This is a genomic window from Mycobacterium colombiense (assembly GCF_003284975.1).
GTDB lineage: Bacteria > Actinomycetota > Actinomycetes > Mycobacteriales > Mycobacteriaceae > Mycobacterium > Mycobacterium europaeum_A.
Genome location: NZ_QMEU01000002.1, coordinates 97,080 through 112,272, shown reverse-complemented (window position 1 = coordinate 112,272; position 15,193 = coordinate 97,080). Strand labels below are relative to the sequence as shown.

The 15,193-nt window shown below is 67.2% G+C and carries 17 protein-coding genes; 11 read left to right on the top strand and 6 right to left on the bottom strand.

Annotated features, from left to right (window positions below):
- Positions 1-23 precede the first annotated feature (23 nt).
- The 4 genes from DQP58_RS01565 to DQP58_RS01550 are packed head-to-tail and all read left to right on the top strand — an operon-like array spanning position 24 to position 4,017.
- The gene (locus DQP58_RS01565) at positions 24-1,601 is read left to right on the top strand and encodes a methylmalonyl-CoA mutase family protein (RefSeq protein WP_112706758.1); all 1,578 of its coding nucleotides are present in this window, start codon (positions 24-26) and stop codon (positions 1,599-1,601) included.
- Positions 1,602-2,042: a cobalamin-dependent protein gene (locus tag DQP58_RS01560; RefSeq protein WP_112706757.1), complete on the top strand. Its 441-nt coding sequence runs from the start codon at positions 1,602-1,604 to the stop codon at positions 2,040-2,042. It abuts the gene before it with no gap.
- The gene (locus DQP58_RS01555) at positions 2,027-2,983 is read left to right on the top strand and encodes an LLM class F420-dependent oxidoreductase (RefSeq protein WP_112706756.1); all 957 of its coding nucleotides are present in this window, start codon (positions 2,027-2,029) and stop codon (positions 2,981-2,983) included. Before DQP58_RS01560 ends, DQP58_RS01555 begins: the two co-directional genes overlap by 16 nt.
- Entirely contained in the window at positions 2,980-4,017 is a 1,038-nt protein-coding gene (locus tag DQP58_RS01550; protein ID WP_112706755.1) for a CaiB/BaiF CoA transferase family protein, read from the top strand. Before DQP58_RS01555 ends, DQP58_RS01550 begins: the two co-directional genes overlap by 4 nt.
- Positions 4,018-4,093: 76 nt before the next feature.
- Here DQP58_RS01550 and DQP58_RS01545 read toward each other — a convergent pair whose 3' ends face one another.
- Complete coding sequence (locus DQP58_RS01545) at positions 4,094-4,996, bottom strand: LysR family transcriptional regulator (RefSeq protein ID WP_112706754.1); 903 nt, start codon at positions 4,994-4,996, stop codon at positions 4,094-4,096.
- 166 nt (positions 4,997-5,162) lie between these two features.
- Between DQP58_RS01545 and DQP58_RS01540 the strand changes: the two genes are divergently transcribed.
- Together DQP58_RS01540 and DQP58_RS01535 are read left to right on the top strand one after the other, a co-directional pair.
- Entirely contained in the window at positions 5,163-6,056 is an 894-nt protein-coding gene (locus DQP58_RS01540) for an SDR family oxidoreductase (RefSeq protein WP_112706796.1), read from the top strand.
- A 42-nt stretch (positions 6,057-6,098) separates the two neighbouring features.
- Positions 6,099-6,971 carry an LLM class flavin-dependent oxidoreductase gene (locus tag DQP58_RS01535; protein ID WP_430915680.1) on the top strand — a complete coding sequence of 291 codons (873 nt, stop codon included), beginning with the start codon at positions 6,099-6,101 and terminating at the stop codon, positions 6,969-6,971.
- A 58-nt stretch (positions 6,972-7,029) separates the two neighbouring features.
- On the opposite strand, the gene DQP58_RS01530 is transcribed toward DQP58_RS01535, so the two are convergent.
- The 3 genes from DQP58_RS01530 to DQP58_RS01520 are packed head-to-tail and all read right to left on the bottom strand — an operon-like array spanning position 7,030 to position 9,001.
- Complete coding sequence (locus tag DQP58_RS01530) at positions 7,030-8,286, bottom strand: amidohydrolase family protein (RefSeq protein ID WP_112706752.1); 1,257 nt, start codon at positions 8,284-8,286, stop codon at positions 7,030-7,032.
- A gap of 41 nt (positions 8,287-8,327) precedes the next feature.
- Positions 8,328-8,642, bottom strand: a complete 315-nt coding sequence (locus DQP58_RS01525; protein WP_112706795.1) for a DUF4286 family protein — start codon at positions 8,640-8,642, stop codon at positions 8,328-8,330.
- Between the two features lie 20 nt (positions 8,643-8,662).
- A complete protein-coding gene (locus tag DQP58_RS01520) occupies positions 8,663-9,001 on the bottom strand; it encodes a 2Fe-2S iron-sulfur cluster-binding protein (RefSeq protein ID WP_112706751.1) in 339 nt (112 codons plus the stop codon).
- A gap of 125 nt (positions 9,002-9,126) precedes the next feature.
- On the opposite strand from DQP58_RS01520, the gene DQP58_RS01515 reads away from it, so the two are divergent.
- The 5 genes from DQP58_RS01515 to DQP58_RS01495 are packed head-to-tail and all read left to right on the top strand — an operon-like array spanning position 9,127 to position 13,586.
- Entirely contained in the window at positions 9,127-10,530 is a 1,404-nt protein-coding gene (locus tag DQP58_RS01515; RefSeq protein WP_112706750.1) for a class I adenylate-forming enzyme family protein, read from the top strand.
- On the top strand, positions 10,508-11,413 hold the full coding sequence (locus DQP58_RS01510) for an acyl-CoA dehydrogenase family protein (protein WP_112706749.1): 906 nt from the start codon (positions 10,508-10,510) through the stop codon (positions 11,411-11,413). The genes DQP58_RS01515 and DQP58_RS01510 overlap by 23 nt, the downstream gene beginning before the upstream one ends.
- A complete protein-coding gene (locus DQP58_RS01505) occupies positions 11,400-12,482 on the top strand; it encodes an acyl-CoA dehydrogenase family protein (RefSeq protein WP_112706748.1) in 1,083 nt (360 codons plus the stop codon). Before DQP58_RS01510 ends, DQP58_RS01505 begins: the two co-directional genes overlap by 14 nt.
- Before the next feature lie 2 nt (positions 12,483-12,484).
- Positions 12,485-12,814 carry a hypothetical protein gene (locus DQP58_RS01500; protein WP_112706747.1) on the top strand — a complete coding sequence of 110 codons (330 nt, stop codon included), beginning with the start codon at positions 12,485-12,487 and terminating at the stop codon, positions 12,812-12,814.
- A gap of 1 nt (position 12,815) precedes the next feature.
- Positions 12,816-13,586, top strand: coding sequence for an enoyl-CoA hydratase/isomerase family protein (locus tag DQP58_RS01495; protein WP_112706746.1), 771 nt, complete (start codon positions 12,816-12,818; stop codon positions 13,584-13,586).
- Between the two features lie 20 nt (positions 13,587-13,606).
- Here DQP58_RS01495 and DQP58_RS01490 read toward each other — a convergent pair whose 3' ends face one another.
- Both DQP58_RS01490 and DQP58_RS01485 read right to left on the bottom strand, forming a co-directional pair.
- Positions 13,607-14,461 (bottom strand): proline iminopeptidase-family hydrolase, encoded by an 855-nt coding sequence (locus DQP58_RS01490; RefSeq protein WP_112706745.1) that lies wholly within the window; start codon positions 14,459-14,461, stop codon positions 13,607-13,609.
- A 97-nt stretch (positions 14,462-14,558) separates the two neighbouring features.
- Entirely contained in the window at positions 14,559-15,167 is a 609-nt protein-coding gene (locus DQP58_RS01485; RefSeq protein ID WP_112706744.1) for a cation transporter, read from the bottom strand.
- Between the last annotated feature and the right edge of the window lie 26 nt (positions 15,168-15,193).

Below are 15,193 nucleotides of genomic sequence, written 5' to 3'. Positions count from 1 at the left end.
TTTTGCAAGTACGTTATTCACCGATGGATAATACGGCCCACACTCCGTCTGGCATCCCGCTGCAGCCCGTCTATGGGCCGGGGGACGTACACGCGGAGCCTCCGCAGCCGGGGGAGTTCCCCTTCACCCGGGGTAACTTCGCGTCCGGCTACCGCGGCAAGCTCTGGACCTTCCGGCAGTACTCCGGCTTCGGCACCGCCGAGGAATCCAACCGTCGCTACCGCTACCTGCTGGAGCAGGGCGGAACCGGGTTATCGGTGGCGCTCGACCTGCCCACCCAGTGTGGGTACGACTCGGACGACCCGGAGTTCGGCGAGGAGGTCGGCCGCGTCGGCGTCGCGGTGGACACCCTGGCCGACTTCGAGATCCTGTTCGACGGCATCCCGCTGGACAAGCTCAGCACGAGCATGACGATCAACGGAACCGCGGCGATCCTGCTGGCGTTCTACGTCGCCGCCGCCGAGAAGAAAGGAATCCCGCGGGCCAAGCTCACCGGCACCATCCAGAACGACATCCTCAAGGAGTACGCCTCGCGCGGTACCTGGATCTGGCCGCCGGAGCCGTCCCTGCGGTTGATCGCCGACACCATCGAGTTCTGCGCGGCCGAAGTTCCGCGGTTCAACGCGATTTCGGTGGCGGGGGCGCATTTCCGCGATGCCGGGGCCAACGCGGTGCAGGAAATGGCGTTCACCCTGGCCGACGGGGTGACCTATTGCGACACCGTGGTCGAGCGCGGCCGCATGACGATCGACCAGTTCGCGCCGCAGATCTCGTTCTTCTTCTACACCCACGGCGACTTCTTCGAGGAGATCGCCAAATACCGTGCGGGGCGGCGACGTTGGGCGACGATCGTGCAGGAGCGCTACGGGGCGAAAACGGCCAAGGCGGCGATGTTCCGCTTCGGTTGCGTCTGTGGTGGCGCCTCGCTGTACGCGCCGCAGGCCCACAACAACATCGTCCGGGTCGCCTACGAGGCGATGGCCGCGGTGCTGGGCGGTGTCCAGTCGATGTTCACCGCGGCCTGGGACGAGCCGTTCGCCCTGCCCACCGAGGAAACCACGACCCTGGCGCTGCGCACCCAGCAGATCCTGGCGCACGAGACCGGGGTGGCCAGCGTCGCCGACCCGCTCGGCGGCTCCTACTTCGTCGAGGCGCTGACCGATGCCACCGAGGAGCGCATCATCGAGATCATGTCCGACCTCGAGCGGCACGGCGGGATGGTCCAGGCCATCGAGGACGGTTACCTGCAGGGCCTGATCGCCGACGAGGCGTTCAAGCTCCACCAGGACGTCGAAGCCGGCACCCGGCCGGTCGTCGGGGTCAACCGGTTCGCGACCGAGGAGCCCGAGCACGACGTGGTCACCTACGAACTCGACGCGGAGGGCCGCGACCTGCAACTCAAGCGGCTGTCCAAAGTCAAGACCGAAAGGGATTCGGCCGCAGTGGAATCCACGTTGGCCGCGCTGTCGTGGTCGGCCGAGGGAGACGACAACCTGATGCACAAGCTGATCGATTGCGCCAACGCCTACTGCACGGTCGGGGAAATGGTGTCCGCGCTCAAGGCGGTCTGGGGCGAATTCCAGCAACCGGTGGTGTTTTAGATGACGGCCCGCATTCTCGTCGCCAAACCCGGCCTGGACGGGCACGACCGCGGCGCCAAGATCGTCGCCCGCACCCTGCGTGACGCCGGTTTCGAGGTCATCTACACCGGCATCCGGCAGCGCATCGAAGACATCGCGTCCATCGCCGTCCAGGAGGACGTCGCCGTCGTCGGCCTGAGCATCCTGTCGGGCGCGCACCTGGCGCTGACCGCCCGCACCATCGAAGCGCTGCGCGCCGCCGATGCGGCCGACATCGCAGTCGTCGTCGGCGGGACGATCCCGCATGCGGACGTACCCAAGCTGCTATCGGCCGGTGCGGCAGCGGTATTCCCCACCGGGACACCGCTGGAGAACCTGGTGCGCGAGATCCGCAAACTGACCGGCACGGCGGACATCGACTCAAACGAACCAGCCCTGGAGGAACCGTGCGCGTCGGAGTAATGATCGGCGCCGAGCGTGGCGATATGGCCCGCAAGGTGGACAGGCTGGCCTCCGACATCGAATGGGCCGAATCCGCGGGCCTGGACACGGCGTGGATGCCGCAGGTACCCACCGACTTCGACTGCCTGACCATGGTGTCGCTGATGGCCGCCCACAGCTCACGCATCGAGCTGGGCACCGCCGTGGTGCCGCTGCAGGCCCAGCACCCCATCGCCCTTGCCCGCCAAGCGCTCTCGACACACGCAGTGGCCGACGGCCGGCTCGCCCTGGGTGTCGGGCCGTCGCACCACTGGATCGTCCGCGACATGCTCGGCCTACCGTACGAGAAGCCGGCCGCCTACACCCGCGACTACCTGCAGGTGCTCAACGCCGCCATCACCGGACCGGGAGACGTTGACGTCGAGAACGATTCGTTCACCGTGCACAACCCGCTGGCGATCGGGGCCGACACCCCGATGCCGGTGCTCGTCGCCGCGCTGGGGCCGGTGATGCTCCAGATCGCCGGTGAGCTCGCCGACGGCACCGTGCTGTGGATGGCCGACGAGCGCGCCATCGGTGACCACATCGCGCCGAAGATCACCAAGGCCGCCGCCGATGCCGGGCGTCCCGCGCCGCGCATCATCGCGGGCATCCCGGTATGCCTTTGCGAGCCTTCGCGAGTCGATGAGGCCAAGGAGCGGGCCAACCGCATCCTGGGCGAGGCGGAGGTGTCGCCCAACTATCAGCGCCTGCTGGACCGCGGCGACGCCCGCGACGTCGGCGACCTGTGCGCGGCCGGTGATGAGGAACTGATCCTGGGCCGGATGCGCCGGTTCGCCGACGCCGGCGTGACCGATCTGTCGGTGCGGCTGCTGCCGATCGGCGACAACCGTGACGAGCTGGTTGCCTCCAAGCGGCGCACCCGCGAGATGATCGCCTCACTCGCCGCGGAATTGCGTTGACCGCAAACAACTCCGGACCACTGGCGGGGGTCCGCATCCTCGAGGTCGGCACCATGCTGGCGGGGCCGTACGCCACCATGCTGCTCGCCGACCTCGGCGCCGACGTCACCAAGATCGAACCCGCCGGCGGCGAGATCTCCCGCAGCGTCGGCGCCACCTACTTCGCCAGCCTCAACCGCAACAAATCCAGCATCACGCTGGACCTCAATTCCGACGCGGGGCAGCAGCGGTTGGGTGAACTGGTCGCGGATTCGCACGCGCTGCTGGTGAACCTGAAACCCTCGGCCATCCGCCGGCTGGGCCTGACCTACGACTCGCTGCGCCGACACAACGAGAAGATCGTCTGCGTGGCGATCACCGGCTTCGGGCTGTACGGCGGCGACGACCCGGCGTTCGACTACGTGGTGCAGGCGGGCGTCGGCACCGCCGCCCTGACCGGCGACCCGGACGGCCCGCCGACGCTGCCCGGCTACTCGTCGGCGGACAACTCCACCGGAATGACCGCGGCCCTGGGGCTGTTGGCCAAGATCATCTCGGGCACCGGCGGCCAGGTGGATGTGTCGCTGCGCGACGTCATGCTGTCCCAGCTGAACTACCACGCGTCGGCCTATCTCAACGGCGGCGTCGAACCGCAGCGCCGCCCCTACGGCGCGCATTCGTATTATGTTCCGGCTCAGCTCTTTCCGACCGCCGACGGGTATCTGGCGCTATTCATCACCCACGACGGCTTCTGGAAGTCGTTCGCCGCGGAAGCGGGCATCGGCGGCTTCGAAACCATGGCCGAGCGAGTCGCGCGCCGCGACGAAGTGCTGGCCGTCGTCACGGCGATGCTCGCCACCGACAGCGCGATCGGCTGGGAGGGGCGACTGCGCCCGCTGGGGGTTCCCGCCGCCGCGGTCCGGAACCTGCCCGAAGCGCTCGAGGCCACGCCGGAAGTGATTGTCACAGCAGGCGAATTCCGCTTGGTGGGCAGCCCGATCCACGTCTCGGGATATGAACCCGAGTACCGTCCGCCGCCGGAGTTGGGCCAGTAGGCACCTCTGCCGGGCGTCGAATGTGAAACCAGATTTCCGGTCGGGCCCGAGCGTGAACTCAACTTCACGTTCGGCGTCAGACGCCCGGCCCGGTCAGGTGAGCCTCGGCCAGCTTCCGGAATGCCGTCACCAACCGCCCGCGATCCCCGGCCCGGGTCGCCAACACGACATGACTGGGCTCCACGTTTTCCAAAGGGACCGTGGTGATGTCGGGCCGCAGGCTGTTGACGTGGATGCCGGCCGTGATCGCGACGGCCTGCCCGGAGGCGATGAGCTCGAACTTGTCCTCGAGCGCATCGATGAACGGGCCGCCGGGTGCTCGGCGCCCATCGGGCCGGGGATCGATGCGCCAGAAGGCACTCCACGCCGGGTCCGAATGCCGCACCTGCGGCATCGGTTCGTCGGCGATGTCATCGAGGGTGACTGATTTCCGCCCCGCCAGGCGATGGTCGATGGGTATCGCCAGCACCCGCGGTTCGTCGTACAGGATCGTCACGTGCAGCCCTTCGGTCGGAAACGGCAGCCGGGTGACCACCGCATCCACCCGATGGCCGAGCAACGCGTCGAGCGCCTGGTCCCAATCCAGATGTGTGACCTGAACATCGGCCTCGGGATGCTCGCGGCGCATCTCTCGAACCGCGGGGGTGACGATCATGCCCATCGTGTACCCGATGGTGATCCGGCTCGGCTGCGCGGCCGCTCGCGCCTGCGCGGTGGCTTGGGCGGCTGATCGCAGTAGCGCCTTGGCCCGGGGCAGGAACACGTCGCCCGCCTCCGTGAGGCGGGTGCCCTGCGGGGTGCGGTCGAACAGGCGGACGCCGAGTTGTTGCTCGAGCCGGCGAATCTGGCGGCTCAACGACGGCTGCGCGACGCGCAGCGCCGACGCGGCCCGGCCAAAGTGCTTGTGCTCGGCGACGACGACGAAGTAACCCACCAGCCGCAGGTCGAGATCCACTACCGGCGATGCCGAGTCCGTCATGCGCTCAGTGTAATCGGCTCCCGTGGCCCGGCCTGCCCAGCAGAGCGCCATAACGTGCGGTGATGCCTGAATTGCATCGCGGCATGTGAAACAGGACTTGGACACCGCGCCCCGCGAGGCCATTGACTTGATGGCACACATCCCAGGGAACCAGAAGGGAATATTCATGCACGTTTTCGTCACGGGCGCGACCGGTCACATCGGCTCGGCCGTTGTCGCCGAACTCCTCGCAGCCGGGCATCAGGTCACCGGTCTGGCACGGTCGGATGCCGGCGCCGCCACCCTGCGGGCCGCGGGGGCGACACCCCGCCGCGGCGATCTCGACGACCTCGACGGCCTGCGTGCCGCCGCTGCAGCCTCCGACGGCGTCATCCACCTCGCTTTCAAGCACGACTTCGACGACTTCGCGGCAGCGGCCGAGACGGACCTGCGGGCCGTCCGCGCGATCGGGGGAGCGCTCGTGGGTTCCGATCGACCGTTCGTCAGCACGTCGGGGACACTGCTGCTCTCGCTGCTGGGCCAGGGCGGAACCGCCACCGAACAGGACACGGTGGCCGGCGGCCCGCGGGTTGACTCCGAAAACGCCGTGATCGCGCTCGCCGAGCGCGGGGTCCGGTCGTCGGTGGTCCGCCTTGCGCCCCTGGTGCACAGCGACCTGGATCACCATGGCTTCGCCCACCACCTCATCAACGTCGCCCGCGATACCGGAGTGTCCGGATACATCGGTGATGGCGCCAACCGGTGGCCCGGTGTGCACACGCTCGACGCCGCGCGCCTGTACCGGCTGGCACTCGAAAAGGCGCCGGCCGGAACGCGTCTGCACGGCGTCGCCGATGAGGGAGTGCCGTTTCGGGACATCGCCGCCGTCATCGGCCGTCACCTGAACGTGCCGACGTCCAGCATCGCCGCCGAAAATGCCGGTCACTTCGGCTTTCTCGCGCTCTTCGCATCGCTGGACAATCCGACGTCGAATGCCTTGACGCAAAAGATCCTCGACTGGCACCCGGAAGGACCGGGGTTGCTGGAGGACCTCGATGCCGGCCACTACTTCGGTGAATGAGGGGGAACCGTGGCTGAGACAGTGGTCGCTGCGGCCCGAAAGATGTTGGGGCCCGTGGGTGTCTGCCTGCCCGTCTCGTTCACCAGCACACCTTCGATCGACCTGTTGCGGGAAGCCGCGCGCCGCATGGAGGACGCCGGCTACGGCGCGGTCTGGACCAACGAGGTCATCGGCAAGGACGCCCTGGTGCAACTCGCCATACTATTGGCCGGCACCGAGCGAGTGGCCTTCGGCACGTGTATCGCCAATGTCTGGGCCCGGCCGGCCCAGACCATGCACGCCGCGACGGCCCAACTCGCCCAGGCTTATCCGGGCCGAATCGTGCTCGGGTTAGGCGTCGGCTACCCGGAGCAGGCGGCCAGCGTCGGCCGCGACTACGGCAGCCCGGTGACCACCATGCGTGACTATCTGCAGGCGATGGACGATCCCACGTGGCCGCCGGCGCCGGAGGCGGCTTATGCGCGGATCGTCGCCGCCAACGGCCCGAAAATGCTTGCGCTGGCCGGTGAGATCGCCGACGGGGCATTTCCCGCCGGGTTGCCTGCCGAGTTCACCGCCCAGGCTCGACAGTCGCTCGGACCCGACAAACTCCTGGTTGTTGGCCTATCCGTGGCGCGCGGCATCCAGGCCGCGCGCGACGCGGTGGGGGCCAGACTGGCAGTGCCGCCCTATGCGGCGAGACTGGTGGAGCTGGGCTACTCGGTCAGAGACATCGACGAGGTGAGCGATCGGCTGGTCAATGCGCTTGTCGCGCACGGCGATCCGGCGGGTGTCGCGGCCAAGGCGGGCGAGCATCTGGCCGCGGGCGCGGATCACGTGGTGCTGCTTGCGCCCATTGGCGGTGAAATCGGCGCAGGCATTGACCAATTCGACGAGTTGGCTCCGGTGCTGCACGCGCTCGGGTGCGTCACCTGATGCGCCCTGGTGTCCGAAAGGCGACCCGCCGCCGGGCTGACCCCCCGCGCCACGTCAGCTAGGCGAGCTGCTTCTCCGCGTACAGGCGCGCCCACTCGGCACGCGACCGGATCGACACGTCCACGTCACTTCCCTTGGCGCGCAGGGCCTGCACGGTGGCCTGCTCACGGGGGGTCCGGGCGAACGGATCCCAGCCGAAGAACCGGCAGGCGTTGCCCCAGGTGATCTTGTTGATGTCGGCGTCGTCGGCGCCGGCGGCGTTGAGCTCGGCCAGCACCTGCTCGGGCGCGTCCGGCCAGAAGCAGTCCGAGTGCGGGTAGTCGCACTCCCAGGCGATGATGTCGATGCCGATCTCGTGGCGCAGCTTCAGTGACGTCTTGTCGGTGACATAGCAGGCCAGCGAGTGTTCACGGAAGACGTCGCTGGGCAGCTTGTCGCCGAAGTCACGGCGCAGCCATTTCTGGTTGGTGTAGTGACGGTCGCTGCGGTCCAGATAGAACGGGATCCAGCCGATACCGCCTTCGGAGAAGGCGAATTTCAGGTCGGGATAGTTACGCATGGCCGGGCCCCACAGCAGGTCTTGGGCGCACATCGCCGAGACCTGGGTGGCGAGAATGATCAGGTTGTCGATCGGCGCATTCGGTGCCATGCTGATCGCCCCGAAACCGGTGCCGATGTGCAGGCACATCACCACGTTCTCCTCGGACAGCGTGCGGAACACCGGACCCCAGTAGTCCTCGTCGTGGTAGCTCGGAAGTCCTTCCAGGTGCGGCAATTCCGGCATCGTGACCGCGCGGCAACCCTTCGCGGCGACGCGGCGGATCTCGGCGCACATGCCCTCGGGAGTCCAGGTCGGCAGGATCGCGATCGGGATGAAGCGGTCCGGATAGGAGCCGGCCCATTCGTCGATGTGCCAGTCGTTGTACGCCGACACCATCACCAGCGTGACGTCCTCGCGGGTCATGTTGAGGTGGCGGGCCGAAAAGCCGGTGAACGTCGGGAAGCACATCGACGCGAGGATGCCGTTGCGGTTCATGTCGCGGACGCGTTCGTGGACGTCATAGACGCCGGGGCGCATCTCGGCGAAGCCGGCGGGATCGCGGCCCCACTCCTCGGCCGGCCACGACACCACGGCGTTCAGACCGCTGACGCCCTGCGGCCTGCCCTGGTACATCCACTGGTCGACGCCCTTGTCGTCGGTGACGACGACGGGTGCCTCTTCCTTGTACTTGGTGGGCACGTGCCGCAGGAACATGTCGGGCGGTTCGACCACGTGGTCGTCGATGCTCACCAAGATCAGGTCGTCGACCTTCATCAAGCAGTCCTCTCTGGCACAGCGATTCGAGCCGAAGTCGGCTAGCCGCTGTGCTCTGTGGTGGTCTCGAGTAGTCGGGGAATCGGCGCCGGGTCGAGCTGCAGGGCGTCCGACATGTGCAGCTGCCCGGCGTTGACGATCATGTTGTCCAGAATCGCCTGCAGATCGTCGCCCTCGATCTCGTAGATCGCGACGTAGGGTCCGTCGCCGTCGACGGGCCGCAGCCGGCGCGCGGAGACGAAGCCGTCCAGGGCCATCAGCTCACCGAGGTGCACCTCGTCGTACCAGGTGTTGTATTCCTGTTCGCGTTCGGGCGAGCTGGGTTGGCTCTCCACGAGGATGATGCCCTTGGCCATCGTCGCCACCTCTCTGGCTGCTACTCGTAGCGCACCGTGACCGAGTCCGTGTCCGGAACGCCCTGGCACGTCAGAATGTAGCCCTCGGCGACCTCGTCCTCCTCGAGAGCGTCGTTGACCCGCATGGTGGCGTGGCCCTCTTCGAGCTTGGCCATGCAGGTACCGCAGTTGCCGGCCTCGCAGCTGAACGGCGGCTCCAGCCCGGCCCGACGCGCCGTCTCGAGCAGCGTCTCGCCCGGGACGATGGGCACCGAGACCTTTTTGCGGTCGAGGTGAATCGTCACCGTCCCGGCACCGGAGCCGTTTGTTGCCGGATCTGTCACCCCTGGGGTCTCCTTGATGATCCGGGTGACCGTCACTGAGACCGCCCCCTCTCCCGTATTTGCATTCTTCAGTATAGAGAATACTATTCTCACGAAGCGATAGCATCTTCTCAAGACTGTATGGATGTCGGGTCAGCCCGGTCTGTCAGGGAGGACGGGACGTGACCGAGCCGGCGGCGCTCGTGTTCGAGGAACGGCGATTCAGCGCGCCCGAACTCGACGCGTTGGCCGACGGATGGGCCGCGACCCTGGCAAAGGGCGGTGTCGCCGCGGGCCAACGCGTCGCCGTGATGGCCTCCAACCGGCCGGAATTTCTCGCCGTGGTGCTCGCGATCTGGCGGCTGGCCGCCGCGGCGGTACTCATCAGCCCCGCGTGGAAGCGCGACGAGGTCGACCATGCGCTCGCGCTGACCGAGCCCGCGCATGCCGTCGGGGACCACCCGGTGCTGGCCGGCCTGATGCCGATGCTGCACCTCGACGAGCCGGCCGCGCCCGCGGAGCCGATGGCCTGCTCACCGCCACCCGGGGCCGACGCGGCGCTGGTGTTCAGCTCCGGCACCACCGGCCTGCCCAAGGCCGTCCGGCACACCCACGCCTCGCTGGACGAAGCGGTGCGGCACTGGCGCCAAGCGCTGCAACTGACCCACCGCGACCGGATCCAGGTCGCGACGCCGCCCTCGCACATCCTCGGGCTGCTGAACCTGCTGACCGCGCTGAAGGCCGGCGCCGGTGTGCGCCTGCATCCCCGGTTCGACATCGAGCGGGTGTTGCAGCACATCGAAAGTGACCGCATCACAGTGGAAATGGCCGTCGCTCCCATCGCGCTGGCCTTCGCTTCACATCCCGCCCTCGAGTCCTATGACCTGTCCTCGCTGCGCTACATCATGTGGGGGGCCACGCCGGTCAATACCCACGTCGCGGAGACGGTGACCCGGCGCACCGGTGTGGGTTGGCTTCCGGCCTACGGGACCACCGAATTGCCGGTCGTGGCGTGCAATCCGATCGAGGATCCGCGCCTGGACACCGTCGGACGGGCGGTGCCCGGTGTGGACCTACGAATCGTCTCACTGGAAACCGGCGAGCCGGTCGGCCCCGGTGAGGTCGGGGAGATCCAGGCCCGGGCGGCGTCGCTCATGGCCGGCTACCTGCCGGCGGACGCCACCCGAGAGGCGATCCGTGACGGGTGGTACCGCACCGGAGATGTCGGCTGGCTCGACGCCGGCGGGTGGCTGCGGATCACCGACCGCCTCAAAGAGATGATCAAAGTGCGCGGCTTTCAGGTCGCCCCCGCTGAAATCGAGACGGTGTTGCACAGTCATCCGGCCGTCAAAGACTGTGCGGTGTTCGGGATTCCGGACGGCCTCAACGGCGAAGCCGTCGTCGCCGCGGTCGCGACGTCCGCGCCGGTCGATGCGACAGACCTGACCGCCATGGTGGACGAGAAACTGGCGTCCTATAAACATCTGAGCCGAGTGGTGTTCGTTCCCGACATTCCCCGCCTGCCTTCGGGCAAGGTGCTGCGCCGAGTTCTGAAGGAGCGTTATGGATGTACGTCTGACAGCTGAACAACAGCAATTACGCGACGCGGCAGCCAAACTGGCCGACGACCTCGGGCCTGCCGTGGTGCAGGATCTCGACGACCAAACGCGAATCACTCGTCTGGACAAGCAGATCGAGAACACCGGCTGGCGGTCGTTGCGTTCCGACGGGGCCTCCGGCGTGGAGGTCGCCATCGTGGCCGAGGAATTCGGCCGGCGGCTGGTTGACACCCCCTTCCTCGGCCCGGTGCTGGCCGACGATCTGGGCCGCCACGCCGGTGCGGACGTGTCCGCGGCCACCGTCGCCTTCGGCGATCGCGTGATCGACGCCCGCGGCGCGCGGCGCGCCCTATGGCTCTCGGAGGGCACCGTTCTCGCCGGTGATGTGCAAACCGCACCGGAGAGCGTCGATCTGACGCGGGCCGACGCGACGATCACGGGATCGCCGGAGACGCTGGCGGAAGTGTCCTCCGCCGTCGCCGAGCAGTGGCGGGCCCTCGCCTTGGTCGCCACCACGGCGGACCTGGTCGGCATCGCGAGGGGCGCCCACGCCGTCGCGTGTGACTACGCCAAAATTCGTGAACAGTACGGCAAGCAGATCGGCTCCTACCAAGCCATCGCCCACCTGCTGGCCGAAAGCCTTGCGCTGATCGAAGGTTCGGTGAGCGTGCTGCGGCATGCGGCGTGGGCGGTCGACGAATTGGCTCCCGCCGAAGCCATTCGGGCCGCCCAGATCGCCAAGGTCTACTGCGCGCGCGCCACCCGCACCGTCTGCGAGACAGCCATCCAGGTGCACGGCGGTATCGGCAACACCTGGGAATGCGTGGCGCATGTCTATCTGCGCCGCGGCCTCACTTCGACCGAGCTGTGGCCGGTTGCGTTGAAGGAGATCAATTTTGGACTTTCGTGACTCACCCGATGAAGCCGCCTTCCGGGAACGGCTGCGCACCTGGCTTGCCGCACACGCCAAGGAGTTCTCCGGCTCCGGCGACGAGTATTGGGCGCGCATGGCCGACTGGCACCGCGCCCTCTACGACAACGGCTTCTTCGGCCTGTCCTGGCCACGCGACTGGGGCGGTCAGGATCTGGCGCCCGTCTACGACGTCATCGTCGACGAGGAGCTGGTGCGGGCCGGCGCGCCGCCGCGCCCCAGCGTCGGCTATCTGGTGTACGGCATCGGTGAACACGCCAGCGACGACCTGCGAAAGCGATTCCTGCCCGGCATCATCAACGGCACCGAGCGCTGGTGCCAGGGCTTCAGCGAGCCGGGCGCCGGTTCGGATCTGGCGTCGCTGACCACCACCGCTCGCCTCGAGGGCGACACGTATGTGGTGAACGGGCACAAGATCTGGACCAGTTACTCCGACGTGGCCGATTGGTGCCTATTGCTGGCCCGCACCGACCCCGAGGCCAAGCGCCACCGCGGCCTGTCGGCGTTCGTCCTGGAGATGAAACAGCCCGGCGTGCAACAGCGTCCGCTGCAGATGATCAACGGGGTGACCAACGAATTCGGTCAGGTGTTCTTCGACGGTGCCAAGGTGCCGGCGGACCGGATGGTCGGGGCTCCCGGTGATGGCTGGGCGGTGGCCATGACCGTCGTCGGGCACGAACGCGAGCCCTCCACTCTCGGCTACGCGGCGCGCTACGGCAAGCTTGTCCGAGACTTGTTGTCCCGCAATGACGGCGAGGTGCCCGAAGAACTGGCCTGGGCCGCCGTCCAGTCGGATATGCTGACCCACCACGTGCGCCGGCGGCTGTCCGAACAGCTCGACGGGGTCTCGCACGGTTCGGAAGGATCGCTGGACAAGCTGTTGATGACCTGGGTGGAACAGTCCGTCGGGCACGCCGCCCTGGCCGTGGCGGGCACCCGGGATCCCGATCTGCTCAGCGCATACCTCTACAGCCGCGCGCAGAGCGTCATGGGCGGGACGTCGCAGATACAAAAAAACATCATCGCTTCACGAATCTTGGGATTGTAGGAGTGATCGCGAACGCGGGCGAAGCCCGGGTGAAGCGGGTCACGACCATAGCAGGAGTGATCGCGAACGCGGGCGAAGCCCGGGTGAAGCGGGTCACGACCATAGCAGGAGTGATCGCGAACGCGGGCGAAGCCCGGGTGAAGCGGGTCACGACCATCGAAGGAGTGATCGCGAACGCGGGCGAAGCCCGGGTGAAGCGGGTCACGACCATCGAAGGAGTGATCGCGAACGCGGGCGAAGCCCGGGTGAAGCGGGTCACGACCATAGCAGGAGTGATCGCGAACGCGGGCGAAGCCCGGGTGAAGCGGGTCACGACCATCGAAGGAGTCTGACGTGTACGACATGCCTACCGAAATCGACGTTCAGGCCGACGGTGCCCTGCGCATCATCACGCTCAACCGGCCGGATTCGCTCAACTCGGTCAACGACAACCTGCACGTCGGGCTCGCACGGCTCTGGCAGCGACTCACCGATGACCCCACCGCCCGTGCCGCGGTGATCACCGGTGCCGGCCGGGCGTTTTCGGCCGGCGGCGACTTCACCTATCTGGAGGAGCTGGCGAACGATGCCGACCTGCGCGCCAAGACAATTCGCGACGGACGCGAGATCGTGCTGGGCATGGCGCGGTGCCGGATCCCGGTGGTGGCAGCGGTCAACGGCCCCGCCGTCGGACTGGGCTGCAGTCTGGTGGCGCTCAGCGACATCGTCTACATCGCCGAAGACGCCTATCTGGCCGACCCGCATGTGCAGGTAGGCCTGGTGGCTGCCGACGGTGGGCCGCTCACCTGGCCGCTGCACATCAGTCTGCTGCTGGCCAAGGAATTCGCCCTCACCGGAACCCGTATCGGCGCACAGCGGGCCGTCGAGCTCGGCTTGGCCAATCACATTGCCGACGACCCGGTTGCGGAGGCGATCGCCACCGCCAGAAAGATTTTGGAACTGCCGCAGCAGGCGGTCGAGAGCACCAAACGGGTGCTCAACATTCACCTGGAGCGGGCCGTGCTCGCCAGTCTGGACTATGCGCTGTCGGCCGAGAGCCAGTCTTTCCTGACCGAGGACTTCCGGGCCAACGTCGCAAAGTTCAACGCGGCCAAGAAGAATTGAGGTGTAGCAGCGCGACGGCCTCAGGAGTCATGCCGGCGCAGGAAGTCACGCATCACCGCGTCGAACTTGTCCGGTTCCTCGATGAACGGCATGTGAGCACTGGACTCGAACAACTCGAACCGTGAACCCGCTATGCGCCGGTGCATCTCCCACATGTGTTCGGGAACGCATTCGTCGTACTTGCCCGCGAGGACCAGTGTCGGCAGGCTGATTTCGTGGAGCCGGTCGACCACATCCCAGTCCCGGATGGTCCCGACGATGTGAAAGTCGCTGGGGCCGAACATGGTCTCGAAGATCTCTGCGCCCATATTCCGGAACGCATCCTCGAGCTCTGGCGGCCAGGGGCGCATTCGGCAGAGGTAGGTTTCGTTCCAGGTCCGGATGGCGGCCTGGTAGTCGGGGGAGTACGTGGTGCCGGCGGCTTCATGGCGGTCGATGGCGGCTTGGGTGGTCGGATCCAGCTCGGATTTCAAGCGCCCCACCATCTTTGCGAACTCCGGGATGGACGCGATGCTGTTGGAAATGATCAGGCTCGCCGTCCCGGCGGGGGCTGCGTCGAGCGCATACTGCTGGGCCAACATTCCGCCCCAGGAGTTACCGAACAGATGGAAGCGGTTCAGGTCCAGGGCCCGCACCACCGCGTCCACCTCGGCCACCGAGCGCCGCATCGTCCAAAGCTCGCGATCGGGCGGGCATTCGGAGCGCCCGCAACCGAGCTGATCCCAGAAGATGACCTCGCGCTCTGTGGCCAACCGCTCCAGCGACCGCAGGTAGTCGTGCGGTAAGCCGGGCCCGCCGTGAACGACGAGCAACGGAAGACCCGCGCCGCCTCCGGTCCGCTGGAACCACACGTGGCCGCCCGGGACCGCGACCATGCCCTGAGTCATTCATCCACCATCGCAAATCGAGGGGGTTCCCGCACTGTGACGCCGGTCGTCGTTGACACCGGGGTGTTTCGAGTGCTGATTTGAGTCAGGGCAACGGTGACGGGGCGAAGAAGATTTCTTTGACCTCGCGCAGCGCGTAGAACACGAGCACGTAACCGGCGAGAGGGTCCGCCCACCACCAGCCGGCGATGCCGTTCAGCAGCAGGCCGAGGAGCACCGCGGCCGCCAACAGGCCGTCGACGAGCGTGACGCGGCCTTCAGTGGCGAGCACGGGGTTGCTCAGGGCGGCACCGGTTCGGGCCTTGCCGGCCGCAAGCGCGAACATCGTCACCGCGGTGATCGCCGTCCATGCGATACCCAGGCGCGATGGCTCGGGGTGAAAGCCGGTAACGAGGACCATCGTTGACTGCACCACCAGGTAGATACTCAGCGCCGCAAAGCCGGCGCCGATGAGCCGCAACGCTTTTCGTCGACGGGCCGCTCCTGTTCCGGATAACTCCCAGATCACCACCGATGAGGCGCCGATCTCGATCAGCGAGTCCAGACCGAACCCGGCCAGCGCCACCGATCTGGCCGCGATGGCGGCCGACGCGAGGACAACGATGCCGGCCACGTTCCAGGCCAGGGTGGCGTATTCGAGGGCAAATCCGCGCCGCAGCAGAGACCGGCGGGCGGCCTCGTCCAGGTGGCTCATCGGAGTCAGTCTCACATATTCACTAC